Consider the following 19,561-nt stretch of genomic DNA (forward strand, 5'->3'; position numbering starts at 1 on the left):
TATGAAAGCGTCCAATTCACACGACCTCTCATTGCCACTAGGCTTTACTCTGGATCAGGACGTCGATTTGAGGAATTGCACAGTCGAAACGGCGAGCACGACCGGCGCCAGAATGGGAGAGATAGCAAAGGTCAGTGGAAAGACGATCCATTGACCGCTTCTGGACGTGTAGAACCTGTTTCGCGACCATATGGCGACTATTTCCGCAAGAGGGCCGGTAAACAGGGCTGCAAAGCACAGCCCTATGAAAATGACCGGAATTGTCATGGCAGTCCCGATATGTCCCTGCAGGAGGAGTAGGAACAGCGTCGCGGCGATCAGAAGCCCGGCGAGCGCAGCGCGCCGGGCATAGATCCGCCGCGAAAGCCTGGGGCTGCTAACCGCGTTCGCAAACGCTTGCCAGCCCTCCCCTACCCGGCCGCCGGGCATTAGCCCTGGGCGGCCGCCTGTTCGGCCGCGCGAGCTCGAGGGTCTATGCCCTCGTCAAGTTCTTTCTGAAGTGCGCCAAGTGCCAGTTCCAGGACCTCGGCAATCGCGTTGCATTCGAGGCGGTCGGCAAACTCATAGATCAGGTTGTTCGTCTCGACCTTCAGCTTCACGGCAAAGGGAGTGTTACGATTGGTGGTCCGTTTTCTACCACGGCGACGTGCTTCGCCCTCTCCTTCTGATGCAACTGGCGCTACCGGGGCGGCCGGTGCAGGTAGGGAGTCGGGTTTCGGGGAAGGTTTCGGCTCATTGCGGGTCTGTTCCGGTGCATGACGCGTCTTGAAACCGGTTGCCTCGGCAAGCTTTTCCACGGACGCCTTTGCAGCAGGATCGGCCTTCTTGGCCTCTGGTTTAAACTCATCCAGATCAAGGCGAATATTGTGCGTGCTCATGTGCGGTGCTCCTTCAGCAAGGCGATGATTTCACCGGTGAACGCGGCGGCGTTAGCCCGAGCCTTCTCAAGTGAGGGAACCTGATCTTCGGTCAGGTTCTCCAGTGTCCTGCCGTAGTTGAAGATGCCCCTGAAGGCTTCTCGTTCGATCAAGCTGGTTTCGAGAAAGCCGATTCCTGCTTCCTCGAATTGCGAGCCGATATCGCGAGCGCTGCGCGTAATATATGCGGCTGGCGTGCGAGCCCAAAATACTCGTGCAGGCATTGTCTTCCCACTGCTTTTACCCTGTCTGAGGATAAACTTCAGGGTTTTGGCCGCTTCGTTGGCATCGAGTTTGGACGGCTGCAACGGGATAAGTATCAGATCGCTTTGGGTCAGCGCGTAGCCGGTCGATAGGTTTGCCGAGCCTTCGAGATCGACAACCACAAACATATGCTTGGCGGATTGTTCTTCGATCGTCTCGATGATGTTGTCCTCATGTACATCGCCGATCACCGTCAACGATTTGGGATGAACCGCCTCTGTGGCCCAACCGACAAGCGGCTGATTGGGGTCGGCGTCGATCATGCATACCGAAGCGCCCTGCTCTGCGAGTACGGTCGCAAAAAGCGTGGCGCTTGTGGTTTTTCCACCGCCGCCTTTGGTGGTCATGAAGGAAACGACAGCCATACGATCATCTTCCGTATCTAGTTGCTATTCGGATAGTGGACGCATCCGAAACCATGCGAATGTCTTCACTATCGGTTTTATCATCGGATTATGAACGGATGGTAAACGCAATTCCTACGTTTCGCAAAGGTTTTATTATGGTATACCTATTTAAATCCTATGGAAAACGTTTTGCTTATATATGCCATTGGGAAGTGAATGCGAAGCAAAAAAATAGCCGCTTATTCAGCGGCTAATGGGAGGCTGCCCGCCTGTGTCTCGACAGGTTCGGGCTCCGTTACTGCCGGAGCCTTCTGAGCGGGTATCGGGGGAGGGGAGGGGAAGCGGCGATATTCGAATCCGTAGTCTACGGCTTCGCGATAACGCCTCTGATAGAACGCCGGCCTCTTATGGCCGGCAAAGGTGGCCCTGATCGTTCTGAGAGCACTCGGGAAACGATATCCAGCCCTTTCAACGAGCCAGAACACAAGCATTGCTGCCAGGAGAAGAACGGCGGTCCAGACCGCAAGATGGACCGCCAGAAGCAGGAAAAAGAAGACCAGGCGGGCATCAAAGATCATGAGACGGGGTTCTCGCATGGAGTCGCGCCAATGGACCTTTCTTTTGAAGCGGTTGCCGTCTTCGAATTCCTGTTCACTCATCGCGTAGCAACCGAATTAAGCGTGGCCTGAACGTTGGGTACGCCCTGCATGAATAGGACGCCAATGGTGTAGCCGCTGCCAAGCTTGACGAGCGGTCCACTCGGGGCCATGTCCTCGATTTCGCTGGCGAGCTGATCGCCAACACGGCCAGCGCCGGCATATAGCGCGTCCTTCAGCTCGGTTTCGCGATCAACGACAGTCGTGGAGTTATTGCCAATGATGATTTCCTGGCTTGGGCGCGACATGGTTTCGCCAAGACCGGAAATGAAGGCACCGGCAAGTCGCGGCCCGTAGCGGGCAAGCCACCGATGATCTACGTCTGATTTGACGGCGATGGAGCCTTTGGCACCATCAACGGCATATGCCGAGATCGGTACTTCGGTGCCATCGGCCATCACAAGGCGGCTGAATTCGACAATCAATGCGTTCGTGTTGCGGTTTTGCTGAAATGACCCGAGCATTCGAGCGCGATAGAGAGGGCCTTTCTGGAATATCTCGGCGACGACGGGACCGGGCGTATCGGAGTCGGACGCATTGACGGTGCGTGCAAAGAGGATCTGACCGGCTTTGATGAGCATGTTTGCGCCGTCGACAACGCCGCCATTGCCAGAAAGGGCGGCCTGTCGTGCTGCCTCGGCCTCGGCCTGTCGTTGTTCGGGCGACTTGTAGAGCGTCTGATTGAGAACGATCGTATTAACTGATCCCTTGGGAGACCATTGCGACGCTAGGCTTGCAGCTTGGGCGGCCATCGCACCGGCAAGCGTATTGATGTCACTGTAGTCATCCGGGGTCATGGCCTGGCGGCGGTCAGGAGTGAAATTCTCAACCCGCTGTGTCGGAACTTCGTTGGCAGGAGCCACCGGACGTTGGCGAGGGTAGGGCTCCTTCGTGACGTCGCGAATATCGTCAATATTGCGCAACGGTTCGTCTGGCGTAGCGAGGAAGCTGCCCCCGCTTTGATCGGCCGTTTGCGCGCCCTGCTGGTTAACCACATCAAGCGATTGCTGATACCGTTCGGAATCGGCCTGCTGCTGTCCGGCTGGCGTAGCATCGACATTGGGGCCACGCGAAATACGAGATGGTGCAAGGTCGTTTTGCTTGAACATGGAGTAGCCGACATAGCCGACGGCTGAGGCGAGCAAACCGATTACGACGTAGGTCTGAACTCGTGATCCGCGTTTGCGGCCCGAACGGTTGACGGTTGCTGCACCGGCCAGTTCCGGAGCGGCGTCCTCGCGCTCGGCCGAATTCTTAGCGTTTTCGTCGCTTGCGTCGCTCATTGGGAAATCCTCACTCTGGAAATCGTGCCATTGCGCGAGATCAGCACAACGGGGGAGGGCTTGATTTTCACGGCATGGACGCCTCCCGGTCCCGTCAGCATGGCTTGCGGGGACGGGGAGGTGTATGTGTCAGATGTCCGGAGATAATAGGCTCCATCGAGAAGCCAGGCCTCAACATTGCTGTCAGATGTCCGCAATTTGATTGCCGATCTTGGAAGATCCGCACCCTGTGCGAAGGCCATCATCGTCCCGTTGGAAGGCGGCTCTTTAACGGAAACTTCCGTCGGCGAGACCGCGGCATTTGGGCCGTACCCCTCAACGGTGATGTCACGGCGGAAATGCGTCTTGGTATCGCTTGTCTCGAGATTGATCACGATCGGGCGATCTTCCTCGACAAGCGAGATTATCAGGTTCGAATAGCCGTGCGTCACGAGCGGCGTGACTGCGATCTGGTTCGAACCTTCCTGCAGCGCATAGACTTGGAAGGAATCGGCTCGACCGACAACAAAGCTGGCGATCGGCCATGCTTTGCCAGTGCGGTCGTAAAACGCCATGACCGATACGGTGTTTGGCGTCGTATACAGGGTTTGGAGCGCCTGATTGGACTTGAGCGACATACGCACGGAATCAGATATTGGCCTTGCCCTGAACCCGCTTGGCGGCATTGCCGCGGCCTTCTGGCTTTCATCGACGCGACGCCGATAATCGCGAATGATTTCCGGAGACATCGGCATTGTCGACTGAACAGTTGCGCCATAGGCCGTAATCTCCTCTGGCGTCAGGGGACGGTCCAGTTCGGAAAGTGACTGCATTAGACGGCGGGCGCCGATGATCGGGACATTCGGGGCTTGTCGTGGCTGGCGTTGCGCGGCCTGGCCGGGCATTGCTTCGCCGTATTTGGAGTATGCAGGCTGGCCTTGCCCTTGAGTTTCCTGCTCATCGGCAGGTTGAGATACCTGCTCTTGTTGCTGAGGCTGTTGGCCAGGCAGTTCGGCGGCGGCCTCTGGCGTTGGAGGCGTGTATGTTTGCGCAGGCTGAGCAGCCTGTTGAGCAAGTGCGGACCCACTCAAGGCAAGGAGAAAAGCGATATTGCCGGCGAACATTCTCATCAAGCACCTCCGGGGGCCGCGAGGAAGCGGGAGATAGCCGCGCCGCGCGGGTGTTCATAGCTTTGCAACCGCTGCAGGGTGATCGTGACCATCAGATTTTGGCCTGTCACTTCCGATGCAGACTGATAGGTGACGCGTACCGGCATCTGAACGATCCACTCGTAGACGCCATTGGCATTGACGCCTTCTCGCACGATAACTGCGCGCTGTGCGATCGCAGTCGTGTTGAGACGGCGGTTTTTCACAAGTTCGAGCGTTCCGGATTTCTGAACAGCATCAACGAATGAATTCCAGCCTTGCGGCTTGGTGAAATACTGCTGCGCGTCCTGAAAATCCTGCTGGTACGTGGCGAATGAATAGGTAAAGGACCGGGTGACGGCTTCTGCCGCATAGGTCGCTATCTCAGCGGCGCTCAAATGTGGTTGATCGAGCGGTATGAGCGGCTGAATGCGCCCGTCGGCTGTCGTTGCGAAATATCGCGGCTCCGGCCGTGTCAGCGCGAGGCTTACCGCCGCCAGGACGGCGATAACGGCGACGACAAGTAAGGCAAGGGCGATGATGCTCATGCGACGATAAGCGGTCCGATAAACGTCCGCCCGCATGAGGATTGTTTCGATCTGGCCGTAATCAGCGTTCTGGCTCATTGGGCGGCGGTTCCGGCGTTGTTGGCGGTAGCGGCTGGCTGCGCGTCGGGGAGAGCGGTTGCTAGTTGCGCATCATTGAGAGCGCCAAAGGCGAACTGAGCACCTTCCTTCGTGCGATAGAGATAGAAGGGGGTTCCGGGAACGCCGTTGAGACGCATCCAATCGACATTGCGTTGCATAGCTGCGACCACGGCGTTGTCGAAGTTCTTCGGATCGACCTTCGGCGCTGGCTTGCCCGATCCGATCACGGATGCGAGCTGGTCACGCAAGCTCGTAGCAATATCCTCCTGATGCATGATTGAAGCCGCGATCTGCGCGGCCTCGGGCGAAAGGATCGGGGCCATGATGACGCGCAGGTCAATCGTATTGTCATCGATCCGCTGCTTCAAATGCTCAAACGACCATGCGCAATGCGGGCAGGTGGGATCAACGAAGACGTAGACGAGAGGCGAACCGGGCTTTGGCTTATTGGCAGGGAACCACATAGCGAAATCCTGAGCCTGCTGCATAAGCTGTTCAATGCTGGCTGCCTTGGGAACGTCTGGAACGGTTTGCGAGCCCACCGATGCGAGCTGTTGCGGAGGGGTAGCGGCTTGCGCCTGCTGTTGCGGCTGAGTCTCTGGTGGCGGCGTTGCGGCGGTAGGGGCCTGCGTGGATTGAGCGGCTTGCGTTGCGGGTGCTGCCGGTGCAGCGACCGAATTGTTGCTTGCTGGCCTCTCAACAGACGGGGCAGCCGAAGCAGCCTGTTGCGGCTCTGCCGTGGATGGTTGTTCAACCGGGGCAGGGGAGGACTGTCCGATTTGTGGTGCGGCGGCCGCGGCCGCTATCTGCGCGGCGGTTCCTACTCCGGGCACCGACCGGATAACATTAGCGGCAGCCTGAGAGGTCGTCGTTGATGAGGTGGCTGGCGACTGCGGATCGAACGGCGAAGGTTCCGGTGTGACGGTTGGTGTGGTCGCCAGAAGAGCGGCGGAAATGTCTTCACCCTGTGGGCCGACGATACGACCGTAAATCGTCAGACCGTCCGGTGTGGTGAGCGCGATTTGCTGGCCGCCATCGGCAGTTGGAACCGCCCATGCGTTCATCCCGGCGATTTGCATGAGCGGGCGAACCTTCGACGCGTCCTTGAAAAGGACCTGCGTTGTATAGGGTGAAGATGAGACCGAGCAGCCCACAAAATTCTGCTGCCAGAGATTCAATTCTGCCTTGGCGGGCAGACCTGTAGCGAAAATGGCACATGACGCGAGTAGGATTTTGTAGGCATTCATTCCCGCATTTTCCTTTTGCTTTATATTGCAATATCGTCTGAATATGCCATAAAGAGTCTCATTGTCACCCCCAAAAGGCCACAATCGAAAATTGTTCGATTCGTGTTGTCGAAAGCACACGCAGAGCACAAAATGAGTATAGGCAGGCATGATGACAATCTATCTCGGCTACCTATGGAAGATAGCGACAGAGGCATGCTATTCCGGGTAGTCTTGATAGTCGGAATTTGTGCAATTGCTGGTGGCGGTCTTTATTTTGCTGCTGGTAGCGCGCACGGCGAAAAATCTGATTCAGTCAAAATAGAAAAAACATCTACGCCAACCCCGATTGAGCGTGAAATCATTGCGTTAAAACGTCAGGTAGCTGATTTGCGTGCCGACAACGATGCATTGCGTGCGGAGGTCACAACGCTGACTTCGCAGAACGGCGTTGTGGATACGATCATCGCGCATCTGCGGGAACTCAAGGCACAGGATCAGGCAATTATCGGCCTGATCCAGCCGGGAGGGAATGGCTATTCCGTTCAGGCTGGCAATGATGGGGAAGTGCCGGCAAACGAGGCCGTTTTCGGCAACGCCCGACATCAGATTGTGACCCCGAAGGCGAAGGCTCCACCCGTCCCAACTCCGAAGCCGGAAAAGGTAGCGGAAGCGAGCGCGGCGGGAGATGAACCGAAAGAGGATGCTGCGGCGACGCAGTAAAATGGGTGAGCCATGGGCGGAAACGGTGAAGCACTGAATGGCTTGGTGGGATTGGTTCAGCGGCTCGCTGACCTGATCCCGCCGGCACAGGCGCTTGTCGCCGCGACATGTTTCATTATCGGCATTGCCCTGGCGATTGCGTCCATCAACAGCTTTGTCAAAGCAAGCGAACGCGCCGCCTCCGGCCAGCACGTTGCGCGTGACGATCATGGCCGATGGATCGGAATGGCTGGCTTGATAACCGCCGTCATGCTGGTCTCGCTATCATCGGCGATCTCGGCGTTTCTGATGTCGTTTTTCCAGGTGGACGAGACAGTCGCAGCCTCGGAAATTTTTGCTTACGCGCCAGAAATGCTCGCTCCGCTCGATCATGAGCAGGCCCGTTCGGTCATTATTGCACTTCTGCGCGTCGTGCAATTTCTCGGCCTTCTCGGCTTCATTCGCGGGCTCATGCTGCTCAATCAATCCGTGAAATGGCCGGCTCCGGGCCTTGTTGGCTTTGGAGTCGCACACCTAATCGGCGGAACATTCGCGATGAACATCGTGATGTTCGTTGGCTACATCGAAGAACTTGTGCTCGGCTAAGAAAGGAAAGCACTTATGAAGAAGGCATGGATACAAACGGCGGCACTCTTTGCCGGGACGTTTGCTTACCAGACCATGGCGCTCGCTCAATCGAGTGGCGGCCTTGGCGAAGTTCTGACGAATGTTCGCAATGATACGCTCGGCCCTGCCGGTGACTTCCTCGGCGCGGCTTCGTTCATCATTGGTGTTGTGTTCGCCATGCTGGCGATCAACAAGCTCGTGCAGAACCACCGCAACCCGCACGATCCGTCCGCTAGGCCCGCTACGGCGATCTGGTTCGGCGTTGCGGCCGCACTGTTCATTGCCGTTCCGGAATTCCTCGGCATGGGTGTGACGACGTTCTTCGGCTCTGGTGCCGATACCACGTCGGTTGACGGAACCTTGCGGTCGATCAACTGATGATGGGAGGGATCGGAATTCTGGACACGTTGGCGGCTGTTATCGGTCGGTCAGCGCTGCGGAAGTCGCTGGACGGCTATTGCCGGCTCGTGACCTCTGAAGGCGAAAACATGCTTGTCGCCGATGACGGTTCGTTGGTGACAGTATTTCGGCTTGAAGGCTTCCGGTCCATGCCGGGCGAGAAGGAAATCAGCAAGGCGGTGACGGATCTCCGCCTTGCCTTCAGCTCCCAATTAGGAACTGCCGGCTATACGCTTCAGTTCTGGTTCGGGCACACCCCGGAACTAGGTGCGGCCGACATCAATCGTGCACTTGCGGTAACAGAAGGCGTTGCGGCCGATACGGGCCTCGATATTCACGATCTCATAGACGAGCGGCGGCAATTGTTGCCGAAACGTCTGACCGGCGAGCGTTGTTTCATGGCGCTGTGGTCGCGGCCTACCTTGCTCACGCGCCAGGAGCTGAAAACCAGTTCGGAAAAGGCCCGCAAAGATATGCAGGGTGCGCCGCAAATGCGGCATGCACAGTGGCCGGCGCTGGCGATCGACGCCCTCGTTACAAGACATCGCTCCTTCTGCGAGGCCATGGTGCGAGAAGCCAACATTGTCGGTATCGAAATCGAGCCGCTGCAAGTGCATGAGGCCCTATCGCAGATTAAGGGCGTGCTGAATCCGGAATACTTGATCGCGGGGGATAGCTGGAAGGCGATCTTACCCGGAGATTATGCGCGGGCTCGTATGCCCAAATCTGTCAAGGAACTCAAGAAAAGCGAGGTTTCGAACCTCCTTTGGCCGTTGCTTTCTCGACAGCTCATCAATGAGCATGGCGAAATCATTGACCAAACGACGGTGCAACTTGGTGAAACAGTCTTCTCGGGTTTCGACATATCGCTTGGACCGGAAGTCGTTGTGCAATTCAATGACCTGATCCGGAGGGTGCTCGACAGCAATCAACGCATTTCCTGGCGGATGTCGATGCTGATCGATTCCGGCGGTTTCCAAGGGCAGATGTTCAAGGAAACATATACGAATATCATGACGTGGACCGCACCGATCCACAATTCACGCATCAAGAAGGCTTTCGAGAAACTGCGTCTTGATGACGGCGCGGATGATACCGTCGTTCGGTGGCGCTGCTCGTTTGCAGCATGGGCGCCAAAGACGGATATAGAGACGCTGCAGCGGCATGTGGCGACCCTGCGGCGGACGGTAGAACGATGGGGCAACTGCCAGACGGACGCACTGGTCGGAGATCCCGTCCAGTGCGTGATGTCGTCGGCTCTAGCGCTCAATGCACAATCGACAGCACCGGCGGCCGCCGCCAGCCTTGCCGACGCTTTTGCCCTTGCGCCGATCGCACGACCTGCAAGCCCATGGCAACAGGGTTCCGTCATGTTCCGGACGAAAGACGGCAAGCTGTGGCCGTATCAACCCGGTTCCTCGAAACAGTTGGGCTGGGTTGACCTGATCGTCGGCACGCCGGGTTCCGGCAAATCGGTCCTGATGAATTCGATCAATCTCGGCGTGGCGTTGTCACGCCAGTCAGGTCGAAGCAGGTCTAACGAGGGCCTGTTGCCGCGCATTTCGATTATCGACATTGGTCCATCGTCGTCAGGCCTGATCAGCCTCATTCGCGATGCTCTACCGGTCCAGCGCCGCCATGAAGCCGTCTTTCATCGGCTGAAAATGTCGGAACAATATTCGGTCAACCCGCTCGACCTGCAACTGTGCATGCGTCACCCCTTCGAATATGAGCGAGCTTACCTTGTAAACCTGCTCTGCCTCATATGTACCCCGGACGGTGAGGAGGCGACCTATGACGGTATCAGTGCGCTTGCGGGCGCAACGATCGACGAGGCCTATAAGTTCTTCAGCGATAGCCGCTCACCGAAGCGCTATTCCAAATCCGATTCCTTCGAAGTTGACGCTGCGCTCGAAGAGCTTGGTTTCGAGATCGACACCGCGACGACATGGTACGAGATCACCGACTATCTGTTCTCGAAGGGGAGATATCATGAGGCTGCACTAGCGCAGCGCTATGCCGTCCCGACCTTGGCCGATCTCGTGAATGTCTCTAACTCCGAGATCGTACGAGAGCCTTTCCGAGATATGAAGGCACCAACCGGCGAGGATGTGCTGAAAGCTTTCCAGCGCATGTTGACGGCGGCTTGCCGCGATTATCCGATCCTGGCCCGACCGACGCGGTTCGATGTTTCGAACGCCCGCATCATCGCGTTCGACCTTGCCGGCGTAACCGCGAAGACAGGTCCGCACGCCAAGCGACAGACCGCCATCATGTATATGGTCTCGCTTCAGACCCTGACCACCGATTTCTGGATGGATGCTGACGAGATCCGTGCTCGTGATCTAAGCGACGAGGTTCGCGCCTATCATCTTCAGCGGATCGAGAACAACCGGCAGATGGGCAAGCGCCTCTGCGTCGACGAATATCATTTGACTGGCGGCCTGGACAGCTTCCGCGACCAGATGATCAATCTCGGCCGCGTCGGTCGTAAGGCCGGCGTGCAAATCACCCTTGCGTCTCAGCTTCTCGAAGATTTCGACACGAGCATTCAGAAACTCGCCAACAGCTTCTGGTTCTGTAACGTGCCGACGGAGGAATCTATCCGTCAGATTGCATCGACCTACAATCTTACCCCTTCGATCATGGACATTATGCGCGGGCTTCGTGGTCCGATCGAAGGGGAGGGCGCACCGCTGCTGGCGATGCTGAACCTGCGGTCAGGCACGTATGTCCAGCACGTATTCAACCAGCTCGGCCCGATTGAAATTTGGGCGCTCTCAACTACGGCTGAGGACACCTCGCTACGCACGATGCTTTACGAAAGCCTCGGTTCGAAGGCAGCCCGGCGCATTCTCGCGCGCCGTTTCCCTTCAGGTTCGGCAAAGGACACGATCGAGCGCCGTCTTGCAGACATGGAAGATCGTGGCGTCGCAATTGATGACAAGGTTCGGGGCAACGCAATTCGCCAGCTCGCGGACGAACTGATCAAGGAGGCCTCGTGATAAAGGCAATTACAGCCGCGCTGTTGGCAAGCGCGATTGGTAGCGTTGCTCTGGCTCAGTCCAACATTGACGACCTGGTGACGGAAACCATCAATTTCGAAAAGCAGGACTCGGATGCGACGGCGACGGCGCGGAAAATGTATGGGCGTGATTTTCGTATCGTGCAGGCAAAGCGCGTCTGGCTCGAAGAACCGACAGATGGCTACGACCAGATGGTGGTCTTGCTCGGCGAGGCCCGCGGTTGTGCGACCGGGTGTTTCGTGTCCGCTTTGTACTATGACGATAAGCAATGGCTTGAGGTTTGGCGCGTGCCGGGCAAGTCCGTTGGGCTTGGTCCCGTTGCAGCGACGGGCATGAAGCCGCTCTATGATGGTCGCCGCCTCTGGAAGTGGTCCGGCGCGGCATATATGGCGCAACCCGTACCACAGGAGCAAAAACCCCGAACGCCGACGGAGAACGAGTTGAAGGCCGCGACCGAAGCTCTGAAAGAACGCTTTCAGGGCGGCTCGGAAGAGCTCGAAGCTCCGAATGTGGAAGCAGTTGACGTAAATCTAAAGAACGGAGATGAGGTCGCGATCAAGGTGCTTTCCACCTACTATTGCGGCAATTCGGCGTGTCCGGTGGTCTTCCTCGATGGGAAAAAGCAGCTCATCGACGTTCTTGAAGCATGGGGACCAGATTTTTCAGTCATTGACGAGCGTGACGGCAATGATCGTCGCCTGATTGAGGTCGCGACGCAGGATGGCGTTGCAACCTATTCGCTTGGCGACAAAAACCCGCGCTCCGTCATCAACGCCATGAAGATCACGATAGCGGGGCAGAAGCGATGAAACGCTCGATTATTGTCATACTGTGCTTGGCATTGCTGCAGCCGTTTACTGCGTGGGCGGACTATAATGAAAACACGTCCAAGCTCGAAGGCGGCAACTCCTATTCAATCTTCAACGGAAACGGCGGTAGCGCCGTCGGCCGTTATCAGATCACAGCCGGAACGTGGCAACAGCTCGGATATTTCCAATATACGGGCAGTGGCTCGCGCGGTGACTGGTCGAACTATGTCGCCACAGACAAGGCCAAAGCGGCAGGGGTCAATAGCCTGAACGATCTGCGCTATTCGAGCGCTGGCGCGTCTCTTCAGGATGCAGCCAACATGGAGCTCGCTTCCCGCAATTGGTCGTCCCTGAGCAGCCAGGCGCGCGGCCTCGTCGGGCAGACGATCAACGGTGTAGAGATCACCCAGGACGGATTGCTCGGCGCGGCTCACTTCCTCGGCGCCGGTGCGCTCAACGATTGGGTCGCCAGCGGCTTTGACCCGTCTGTCTTGCCTGCCTCGTATCTGACGGCGAATGGCTTCTCCTCCTATGCAGAGCTTCAGGCTCACTTGCTGAAACGCATGGCGGCCATGAACGGTCAATCCTTCGCAGGTTTGGAAGGCGGATTAGGCGGAGAGACTGGCGGCGGCATGTACGACCAGACCGAAGGGTTCCCCGGAATCGGCACAAAACGGCCGATTCTCATTCGAGAAATCCCACCATTCCAAGGGGAGAAAGCAACGCTATGAGGATCATCCTACTTCTATCGGTCTGTGCCGTTAGCGGCCTGGCTATGGCAACCGCGCCGGCTCATGCAGACCAGATCGAGCAGCTTTTCAAGGACAGTGGCAAAGGCTGCGTCGATACGGTGAAAATCAACCTCGTCGAGGCCATTCGCGCGGGTATCGACAAGGAAGTGAAGCGCCATGAAGCAGCTCTTCAAAAGCCGCCGTCACTGGATTCGCTCGGCTGCCTCGACAATCTGATGAAGGTCAATCTTGATTTTGCAATCCAGGTTCCGGACCTGAGCCAGATTTTCAATCAGGCTTTGTCGAACGCCGAACAGCAAATCTGCTCCTATGCGCAAGAGCAATGGAACAAGGTGACTGAACCGCTCCAGTCCGCGCTTCAATTGCCATCCTTCGATTCCTTGCAGTTGCCCGGCGGTATGGGCGGCGGGTCTGTGCCGACGTTGAACTATGATTACAAGGGCGGCTCGCTAAATATGGACCAGCCCTCGGTCAACAACTCCGGGCGGCGTGAGAATGACGGCTCGCTATTGAATAATCTCTATAACGATCTCTATGGACCGGGAGGCCTGTGATGAAGGCAGTCATCAAATCGTTGCTGTTTGCTGGAACGGCTTTCGCGTCCCTTTCCGTCGGTAATGCGGCACTGGCCGCTTGCTCCTGCGGCGGTGTTCAAAACATCGTCTACCGCGCTCAGGAGAACATCAATTCTCATACGACTGACGTTGGCAACCAGATTGCGCAAACCATTCTGAAGGGCGTCGCGCAATTGAGTGCCTATCAGAACCGCGCGATCGAAGCTAACTCCCGGACCCAGGAAGCCGCTCAGATGGCAGAAACCATCCGTGAGCGACAGAAGGCCCGAGCTGCAGCGGAAGGCGGTCGGTACGATCCGGCTACCTCGGCCTGCCTCGACTTATCGGGCATCTTCAGCATGGGCAAGCCAGGGCAGGGGGTCGCGGGCTACGGCGGCAACGATGTTGCCAACGCATCCCGCAATTGGTCATACGGCAACGAGGATATTGGCAAACCGGTAACGGAAGGTGGGTTGGCGGTCGCAAACGCGATCATTGCAGACCGTGACGAGTTGAGGAATGTCGCCGGCTTCGCTGATCCGACTTCAGATGTTCGCCTCCTAACCGACGCGATCACTCTGGATACGTCGGATGGAGAAGTATCCAAGGCTTACGTCCGGATGATCAACAACATGGTCGATCCGATTCCGCCAAAGCCGATCACTCAAGCGGAAATGAGATCGCCGGCCGGCAGGGCGCAAGTTGCGGCTCGTCAGGTCGATGCTACCCGCCGTTCGGCAGCACATTCGATCTACAGCTATCTTGGTGACATTGCGGCTCCGACGGGTGGCAAAGAACTTGCGGATTGGGCGAAAAAAGCCGTGACGGAATCCTATCCCTACGAAGTAGGCGAGCATGTTTCCGAACTGCAGGCGGTAGATATTTTCGTCCGCTCCCGCTTTTCCAATCCAGAGTGGCACAAGGAACTGGCTGGCATGTCTCCCGCCGCTGTGCAGCGCGAACAACTGCTAACCCAGGCTCTCAACCTTCATGTCGATTGGATGAGGTTCAATCTCGAGCGCCGCCAAGCATCGGCAATTGCAGCGCTGTTGTCGAACAGCCTTGACGAGCGCGACAGTCGCACGACCGTAACGACAGCGAGCGCAGCGCAATGAGTGAGCAAGGTCGCATCCGTCGTTTCGCGTCTTGGAACCTGAAACGGGCTTTCGGCATCAAGGTCTTTTTCAACGCAGCATCACATGCTGCGGAAGATGCTGCCGACAATGTTCAGAACACGATCGACGAGTTGCGGCCGAAAGGCCGGTTGAAGGCGAGAAGCTTCGGAGATCGATATGCCGATGGCGGCATTCAGCGCTTCAAAGAACTGAGTGACGGGCTCGACGCAAAGGAAATAGATGCAGCGCTGGCGGCATGGGACAGGGATTCCAGCATCTACATGGTAGCAGGTTGCATTGCACTCGCTGCTATCCCGGCTCTCTACGTTCTCGGCTATCGGTCCTTCTATCTTCTCATCGGCGGGTGCCTGGTGGCAGTCATCACCTTCGCCTTGGCGATGAAGGCTGACTTTCGGGCATGGCAGATCCGTCAAGGCCGGATCGGCGCTGTGCGCGATTACTTTAACGACCGTCTGCCTTCAAACATGCAGATCCTATCAAAGGACGATTAATCATGAACCGGGTGGGACTTCTCGCTACTTTTTGGATGATCTCGGCAAGCGTCGCGCACGCCGACGACATCAATATTGCCGATATCATCAAGGGCGAGGGAGACGCACGGTCCAATTCCTTCTTGAATATGATCTTTGGGCCGCTCTTCACCGGCCCTAACGACGAAACCCTCATTTCCTCGCTGATCGCGAATTTCAATGTTCTGTTCTTCGCGATTGCGGCAATCCTGTTCATCTACAATGTTGTCGTAGGCGTCACGGAAACGGCCCACGAGGGCGAGATACTTGGAAGACGGCATTCGGCAATGTGGGTGCCGTTGCGCACTATCCTCGCGGTAGGTGCCCTCATTCCCATGCCAACCGGATATAACGCCGCTCAGCATGGCATTGCCTACATGGTCAACGTGAGCACGGCCACCGCCTCATTCTTCTGGAATGAGACGGTCGATCTCATCGTTGAACAGCGATTGCCAGTCGTGGGCGGTGACTATGACGCCCTTGACGGTCAATTCTTGCAGGGATTGTGGCGGGCCGAACTTTGCCAGGCGGTGTACAATCTCGAAGTGTCCAAAGGAGGTGATGGACTAGACGGAATCTCGCGCGGGTCTTGGCGAACGGTATCAGGTGTACCGCAAATGGCATATAGCCTGCCGAATTCTTATGGTGCTTGTGGCATCGTCAGCCTGCCCGGCCAAACGACGGGTTTCCAGCGACTGGCTGAAGCTGCCGGCAAGTCCTATAACGACTACATTCAAGCCATGCAGCAAGCTGTTACCAAAACCGCTGACAGCTTCTCTGGCACTGCTGCGCAGCTCGCCCAGGCGATCAGCAAGCGTGAACAATTGCCAGCCTATCGTGATCTTCGCAAAGATCTCAACGACTGGCGCAAGCAGCACGCGGATATCCTGAAGCAATATATCGGTGATGATAAATTGCAGAAAGCCGGCAAAGACGTTGCGGAAGCAGATGATCCACTGCAGGTGACGCCCGTGGGAGATTCACAAAGCCAGGCACTAGCCGGCAATCTCAAGAACGGCGGATGGTTGCAAGCTGGATTCTATTATCAGCTCATCGCACGGCTGTCGGCTGACTCTAATTCGGTAGCAACTGCGCTTCCGAAAGTGACGCCAGGAGGAGCGATCGGCGCCGCGTCGAATCCGGGTGGATCGGTGCGCAATGCGATTGCTTCCCAATACGCGGATAACAACTGGTACTTACTCGGCTCGGCTGACGGCGACGCCAAAAAGTTCCTCGACCAGATTTCGGCGACTTACAACGGTACCGTCGAATGGTGGAACGAAAGCGTCGCCAGAAGCGGGATCAGGGCGTTCGTAAATGAACGCGTCGCGTTCGCGGACAGCGGCGGCGATATTTCCGACTGGATGCCATCTGCTGGTTCGCTTTACGAGGCACTGGAGTTCCTTAATCCTATGAGGCCCACCAACGATCCAATGATCGGTCTCGTCACGTTTGGAACGCAGGTCACGTTCTATACGACCGCTGCGATCATCGCGTTGTCTGTCCTTGCAGTGGTGCCATACGTGGGGACCGGTATAACAGTCCTTTCGAATTTCGTCGGTTGGGTCATAAGTGGCATTGGGGCCATGGGCATGTTCCTTGCCTTCGTGCTTCCAATGGTTCCGATGGTGACATGGGTGATCGGAATTGGCGCGTTCTTCCTTCTGGTAATGGAAGCTATCTTCGCTGCGCCACTTTGGGCGATCGCGCATCTCTCTATGGAAGGGAAGGGGATGGGCGGCAGCCAGGCCCGGCGCGGTTATGTCATGGTGCTGGCGCTCACTCTGACGCCGGTCCTCATGCTTTTTGGGCTCCTCCTCGGAATGATCCTTTTCCGGATCATGGGTGTTCTCATTAATGGCGGGCTCTACTACGCTCTGACCTCTGCTCAATCACTCGTGGGAGATAGCTTTGTCAGCTTGGCATGGTTCCTCGGGATTTTTGTCGTCATGTTTTTCATGGCGGCGGTCTATCTCGTCATCATTGAGCGATCGTTCTCCCTGATCGCAGAATTTCCGGGCCGGGTGTTCCGGTGGTTCGACCATATCGGCGACGACCTCGATGCACATTCTGCGATGCGAGCTAATATTGCAGCCATGGGTACGACCAAGGAACTCGGCCGACTTTCTGAAGGGGCGAAGCATATCCCAACTACAGTCGGAAAACTCCTGCCTCGGAAGTAACAGGTGCCGGCCGAACCTTCCTATAAAAGCGGTTCTGAGTTATGGTTCAATGATGGCAACAACGGCGCGAAAGGAGCCGATATGACCTTACCGAAGTATCTGCGTCCCATTTACGACGTTGACGCCCACGGTCTGACAAAGACTGAAAAAGTGGTGCGGATGGTGATCTTCACTCCGCTGCTTATCGTTTTCTCTGTCCCGACGGTCCTCGCCGTCGTCTTCGTCTGCTTGGCCGGCTATTGGGCTTTCATGCTGCTAACGAGTGGAGTTGGAAACATCTTTGCTAATCCCGCCCAATATAGCTTCGAAATATCGATTTTTGCGGCACTTGCCGCGTTGCTGATATTCTCAAACGTGATCGCCAGGAAAATTCGGCGTCATTTCCTGCCGTTCGGCTAAGAACGGTCGTCCAAGCGCAGAAGGCCCGCCTTGCGGGCCTTCTTCATTTCCGCCACCAAGCAAAACGGCCCATACCGTTGCATAAGAAAAAATTCCTCTTGACGGGAACCGTCTCTCCGTTGTTCTGTTTTTGTTCTATTCAGGAGCGAAGACAGAATGCGCAAGCCGGAGACGATCGAACGGCTCTACCTAGATTTTGACGGATTCTTCGCAAGCGTTGAGCAGCAGTGTGACCGACGCTTGAGGGGGCGGCCGATCGGCGTCGTGCCGTTCGCCGGCACGACCCGCACGGCAGTCATCGCGTGCAGTCGTGAGGCAAAGGCCTACGGCGTCAAGAATGTAATGCCGATCGACGAGGCAAAGCGGCTCTGTCCAGACCTGGTGCTTGTTCCACAAAAGCCCGACCTTTATCGGCGGGCGCATAACGCGCTCCTGTCCGAAATAGAGACCGTTATTCCGATCGACGCGGCTAAATCGATTGATGAGCTGACTTGCCGCCTCGATGAGACCGGCCGCAATGACCCGGAAGGGTTGTCGGCTCGCATCAAGGCCGCGATCGCAGAGAATGTCGGTTCCTTTATCACCTGTTCGATCGGCTTCGCCGCCAATCGCCAGCTTGCGAAAATTGCCTGTAAGGAAGGTAAGCGCGGGGCAGGGCGGTACGGCGACGGATTGGCGATCTGGCGGCCGGCTGACCTGCCTGCGCCGTTGTTCGCGGTTGCGATGGAAGATATTCCAGGAGTCGGCGGGAATATGGCGAAGCGGCTCTATCGATCGTCCATCTACACAACCGAACAGCTTTATAATCTCCAGCCCAAGCACATGCGTCGGCTTTGGAACAACGTCACTGGCGAACGACTCTGGTATGCTCTCCATGGCTACGACATACAGGCCCAGGCATCGAGCCGGGGCATGTTCGGCCATGGGCGCGTACTTCCTCCGGAATCGCGCACGATGGCCGGCGCGCGCGAGATCTCACGGTTGCTTCTGATAAAAGCGGCGCGGCGTCTGCGGCGCGAGAATTTTTATGCCGCCGGCCTCTGGCTCTGGCTCTCGATTCGTGATGGATCGTGGATGGGAAAGCGCCACCTACCGGTCGTCAACGACGACCAGGCCATCCTTGCCGCCCTTTCCGAACTTTGGGAAAAGGTCGCGCTGGACTATCCGCGCGGACTCACGATCTTCCGGATAGGCGTCACCCTCTATGATCTGACGCCTACGCATGAACGCCAGCTTGATCTACTTCACAATGATGACCGCCAACGCCGGCGTTGGGAAAACGCCAGCAAGGCAATCGACAACCTCAATGCGCGCTATGCTGCCACTGTTGTCAGCCTCGGCCAATGGCGGCCGCCAGCCGGCGGCCACGTCGGCGGCAAGATCTCGTACACGCGCATTCCATCCGCGGAGGATTTTTGGTGATGGGCTGGAAACAAAGCGTCAAGGTCGGCGACCTGGCCGACAATCAGAAGCTCGAGGCGCGGTGCAAGAAATGCGGTCATGTGCATTACCTCACCCGTGCCATCGTATGCGTCTCGCCGGAACGCGAATTCCTGTACATCGACGAGCTCGAGCGCGAAACAATCTGCAGAGCGCGCGGCTGTCGTGGCACAGTACGGATTTCGATGGTGCGGCTTGATGAGTTAAGCGGGTTTGTCGGCGGCCTTGCGTAACGCCCTTACGAGAATAACAGCCACGCCAAATAGCAGATTGCTGCCAGAATCATTAATCCAACTGGTATTTCATACCACCGCTCGCCGGGCCCCTTGCCACCACACTTAGGACAGTATGGAGCGTTGCTGGCGACAGGTGAGTACGAACAATGACGGCAAGAAGTAGTAGCCATATTTATTCCAATAAATTCAATGGCTTGTTTTGGCAAGTTAGGGATGCGACGTTTTTAGCAAGTTAGAGATGCGACAGGTGCTGACGTTCAGCCCCCATGCCGAGTGGCTGGTCAGGGTTGCAAGCGAGGAATGGGGGCGGGTCGATAGGTGC

Annotated in this window: 21 protein-coding genes; 13 read left to right on the plus strand and 8 right to left on the minus strand. The window is 56.9% G+C overall.

Going from position 1 to position 19,561, the window contains the following annotated elements; translation table 11 throughout:
* Nucleotides 1-54: 54 nt before the first annotated feature.
* From F9K91_RS19155 to F9K91_RS19190, 8 genes are all read right to left on the minus strand, one after another.
* Nucleotides 55-429, minus strand: a complete 375-nt coding sequence (locus F9K91_RS19155; protein ID WP_151678483.1) for a hypothetical protein — start codon at nt 427-429, stop codon at nt 55-57.
* Nucleotides 429-878 (minus strand): hypothetical protein, encoded by a 450-nt coding sequence (locus F9K91_RS19160; RefSeq protein ID WP_100560343.1) that lies wholly within the window; start codon nt 876-878, stop codon nt 429-431. The genes F9K91_RS19155 and F9K91_RS19160 overlap by 1 nt, the downstream gene beginning before the upstream one ends.
* Entirely contained in the window at nt 875-1,546 is a 672-nt protein-coding gene (locus tag F9K91_RS19165) for a ParA family protein (RefSeq protein ID WP_100560340.1), read from the minus strand. The genes F9K91_RS19160 and F9K91_RS19165 overlap by 4 nt, the downstream gene beginning before the upstream one ends.
* A gap of 221 nt (nt 1,547-1,767) precedes the next feature.
* Complete coding sequence (icmT, locus tag F9K91_RS26175; RefSeq protein ID WP_208852707.1) at nt 1,768-2,187, minus strand: IcmT/TraK family protein; 420 nt, start codon at nt 2,185-2,187, stop codon at nt 1,768-1,770.
* Entirely contained in the window at nt 2,184-3,467 is a 1,284-nt protein-coding gene (locus tag F9K91_RS19175) for a TrbI/VirB10 family protein (RefSeq protein ID WP_151678484.1), read from the minus strand. The genes icmT and F9K91_RS19175 overlap by 4 nt, the downstream gene beginning before the upstream one ends.
* Entirely contained in the window at nt 3,464-4,576 is a 1,113-nt protein-coding gene (locus F9K91_RS26180) for a DotH/IcmK family type IV secretion protein (protein WP_208852708.1), read from the minus strand. The genes F9K91_RS19175 and F9K91_RS26180 overlap by 4 nt, the downstream gene beginning before the upstream one ends.
* Nucleotides 4,576-5,220, minus strand: a complete 645-nt coding sequence (locus tag F9K91_RS19185) for a type IVB secretion system apparatus protein IcmL/DotI (protein ID WP_100560336.1) — start codon at nt 5,218-5,220, stop codon at nt 4,576-4,578. The genes F9K91_RS26180 and F9K91_RS19185 overlap by 1 nt, the downstream gene beginning before the upstream one ends.
* Nucleotides 5,217-6,488: a thioredoxin fold domain-containing protein gene (locus tag F9K91_RS19190; protein ID WP_167522234.1), complete on the minus strand. Its 1,272-nt coding sequence runs from the start codon at nt 6,486-6,488 to the stop codon at nt 5,217-5,219. Before F9K91_RS19190 ends, F9K91_RS19185 begins: the two co-directional genes overlap by 4 nt.
* 369 nt (nt 6,489-6,857) lie before the next feature.
* Between F9K91_RS19190 and F9K91_RS19195 the strand changes: the two genes are divergently transcribed.
* The 13 genes from F9K91_RS19195 to F9K91_RS19255 all read left to right on the plus strand — a co-directional run bounded on the left by F9K91_RS19195 (nt 6,858) and on the right by F9K91_RS19255 (nt 19,236).
* Nucleotides 6,858-7,190, plus strand: coding sequence for a hypothetical protein (locus F9K91_RS19195; RefSeq protein ID WP_151678486.1), 333 nt, complete (start codon nt 6,858-6,860; stop codon nt 7,188-7,190).
* Nucleotides 7,191-7,202: 12 nt separating this feature from the next.
* Nucleotides 7,203-7,775, plus strand: coding sequence for a hypothetical protein (locus tag F9K91_RS19200; protein ID WP_113334166.1), 573 nt, complete (start codon nt 7,203-7,205; stop codon nt 7,773-7,775).
* 15 nt (nt 7,776-7,790) lie between these two features.
* The gene (locus F9K91_RS19205) at nt 7,791-8,174 is read left to right on the plus strand and encodes a hypothetical protein (RefSeq protein ID WP_112700677.1); all 384 of its coding nucleotides are present in this window, start codon (nt 7,791-7,793) and stop codon (nt 8,172-8,174) included.
* Entirely contained in the window at nt 8,174-11,200 is a 3,027-nt protein-coding gene (locus F9K91_RS19210) for a hypothetical protein (protein ID WP_112700675.1), read from the plus strand. The genes F9K91_RS19205 and F9K91_RS19210 overlap by 1 nt, the downstream gene beginning before the upstream one ends.
* Entirely contained in the window at nt 11,197-12,030 is an 834-nt protein-coding gene (locus F9K91_RS19215) for a hypothetical protein (protein WP_151678487.1), read from the plus strand. Before F9K91_RS19210 ends, F9K91_RS19215 begins: the two co-directional genes overlap by 4 nt.
* Entirely contained in the window at nt 12,027-12,761 is a 735-nt protein-coding gene (locus tag F9K91_RS19220) for a hypothetical protein (protein ID WP_151678488.1), read from the plus strand. Before F9K91_RS19215 ends, F9K91_RS19220 begins: the two co-directional genes overlap by 4 nt.
* A complete protein-coding gene (locus F9K91_RS19225; protein ID WP_151678489.1) occupies nt 12,758-13,336 on the plus strand; it encodes a hypothetical protein in 579 nt (192 codons plus the stop codon). Before F9K91_RS19220 ends, F9K91_RS19225 begins: the two co-directional genes overlap by 4 nt.
* Nucleotides 13,336-14,451, plus strand: a complete 1,116-nt coding sequence (locus tag F9K91_RS19230) for a hypothetical protein (RefSeq protein ID WP_100560320.1) — start codon at nt 13,336-13,338, stop codon at nt 14,449-14,451. The genes F9K91_RS19225 and F9K91_RS19230 overlap by 1 nt, the downstream gene beginning before the upstream one ends.
* Nucleotides 14,448-14,963 carry a hypothetical protein gene (locus tag F9K91_RS19235; RefSeq protein WP_100560318.1) on the plus strand — a complete coding sequence of 172 codons (516 nt, stop codon included), beginning with the start codon at nt 14,448-14,450 and terminating at the stop codon, nt 14,961-14,963. The genes F9K91_RS19230 and F9K91_RS19235 overlap by 4 nt, the downstream gene beginning before the upstream one ends.
* A 2-nt stretch (nt 14,964-14,965) precedes the next feature.
* Entirely contained in the window at nt 14,966-17,164 is a 2,199-nt protein-coding gene (locus F9K91_RS19240; RefSeq protein WP_100560316.1) for a DotA/TraY family protein, read from the plus strand.
* A gap of 3 nt (nt 17,165-17,167) precedes the next feature.
* Complete coding sequence (locus F9K91_RS19245; RefSeq protein ID WP_100560314.1) at nt 17,168-17,563, plus strand: hypothetical protein; 396 nt, start codon at nt 17,168-17,170, stop codon at nt 17,561-17,563.
* Between the two features lie 156 nt (nt 17,564-17,719).
* Nucleotides 17,720-18,985, plus strand: a complete 1,266-nt coding sequence (locus tag F9K91_RS19250; RefSeq protein ID WP_151678490.1) for a Y-family DNA polymerase — start codon at nt 17,720-17,722, stop codon at nt 18,983-18,985.
* The gene (locus F9K91_RS19255; protein ID WP_112700661.1) at nt 18,985-19,236 is read left to right on the plus strand and encodes a hypothetical protein; all 252 of its coding nucleotides are present in this window, start codon (nt 18,985-18,987) and stop codon (nt 19,234-19,236) included. The genes F9K91_RS19250 and F9K91_RS19255 overlap by 1 nt, the downstream gene beginning before the upstream one ends.
* The last annotated feature ends 325 nt before the right edge of the window (nt 19,237-19,561 follow it).

Origin of the sequence: Brucella tritici, assembly GCF_008932295.1 — a bacterium.
Taxonomy (GTDB): domain Bacteria; phylum Pseudomonadota; class Alphaproteobacteria; order Rhizobiales; family Rhizobiaceae; genus Brucella; species Brucella tritici.

What these genes read in the sequence shown, in the direction of transcription:
- F9K91_RS19155 (WP_151678483.1), bottom strand. Translation starts at nt 429, where the DNA reads ATGCCCGGCGGCCGGGTAGGGGAGGGCTGGCAAGCGTTTGCGAACGCG.
- F9K91_RS19160 (WP_100560343.1), bottom strand. Translation starts at nt 878, where the DNA reads ATGAGCACGCACAATATTCGCCTTGATCTGGATGAGTTTAAACCAGAG.
- F9K91_RS19165 (WP_100560340.1), bottom strand. Translation starts at nt 1,546, where the DNA reads ATGGCTGTCGTTTCCTTCATGACCACCAAAGGCGGCGGTGGAAAAACC.
- icmT (WP_208852707.1), bottom strand. Translation starts at nt 2,187, where the DNA reads ATGAGTGAACAGGAATTCGAAGACGGCAACCGCTTCAAAAGAAAGGTC.
- F9K91_RS19175 (WP_151678484.1), bottom strand. Translation starts at nt 3,467, where the DNA reads ATGAGCGACGCAAGCGACGAAAACGCTAAGAATTCGGCCGAGCGCGAG.
- F9K91_RS26180 (WP_208852708.1), bottom strand. Translation starts at nt 4,576, where the DNA reads ATGAGAATGTTCGCCGGCAATATCGCTTTTCTCCTTGCCTTGAGTGGG.
- F9K91_RS19185 (WP_100560336.1), bottom strand. Translation starts at nt 5,220, where the DNA reads ATGAGCCAGAACGCTGATTACGGCCAGATCGAAACAATCCTCATGCGG.
- F9K91_RS19190 (WP_167522234.1), bottom strand. Translation starts at nt 6,488, where the DNA reads ATGAATGCCTACAAAATCCTACTCGCGTCATGTGCCATTTTCGCTACA.
- F9K91_RS19200 (WP_113334166.1), top strand. Translation starts at nt 7,203, where the DNA reads ATGGGCGGAAACGGTGAAGCACTGAATGGCTTGGTGGGATTGGTTCAG.
- F9K91_RS19205 (WP_112700677.1), top strand. Translation starts at nt 7,791, where the DNA reads ATGAAGAAGGCATGGATACAAACGGCGGCACTCTTTGCCGGGACGTTT.
- F9K91_RS19210 (WP_112700675.1), top strand. Translation starts at nt 8,174, where the DNA reads ATGATGGGAGGGATCGGAATTCTGGACACGTTGGCGGCTGTTATCGGT.
- F9K91_RS19220 (WP_151678488.1), top strand. Translation starts at nt 12,027, where the DNA reads ATGAAACGCTCGATTATTGTCATACTGTGCTTGGCATTGCTGCAGCCG.
- F9K91_RS19225 (WP_151678489.1), top strand. Translation starts at nt 12,758, where the DNA reads ATGAGGATCATCCTACTTCTATCGGTCTGTGCCGTTAGCGGCCTGGCT.
- F9K91_RS19230 (WP_100560320.1), top strand. Translation starts at nt 13,336, where the DNA reads ATGAAGGCAGTCATCAAATCGTTGCTGTTTGCTGGAACGGCTTTCGCG.
- F9K91_RS19235 (WP_100560318.1), top strand. Translation starts at nt 14,448, where the DNA reads ATGAGTGAGCAAGGTCGCATCCGTCGTTTCGCGTCTTGGAACCTGAAA.
- F9K91_RS19240 (WP_100560316.1), top strand. Translation starts at nt 14,966, where the DNA reads ATGAACCGGGTGGGACTTCTCGCTACTTTTTGGATGATCTCGGCAAGC.
- F9K91_RS19250 (WP_151678490.1), top strand. Translation starts at nt 17,720, where the DNA reads ATGCGCAAGCCGGAGACGATCGAACGGCTCTACCTAGATTTTGACGGA.
- F9K91_RS19255 (WP_112700661.1), top strand. Translation starts at nt 18,985, where the DNA reads ATGGGCTGGAAACAAAGCGTCAAGGTCGGCGACCTGGCCGACAATCAG.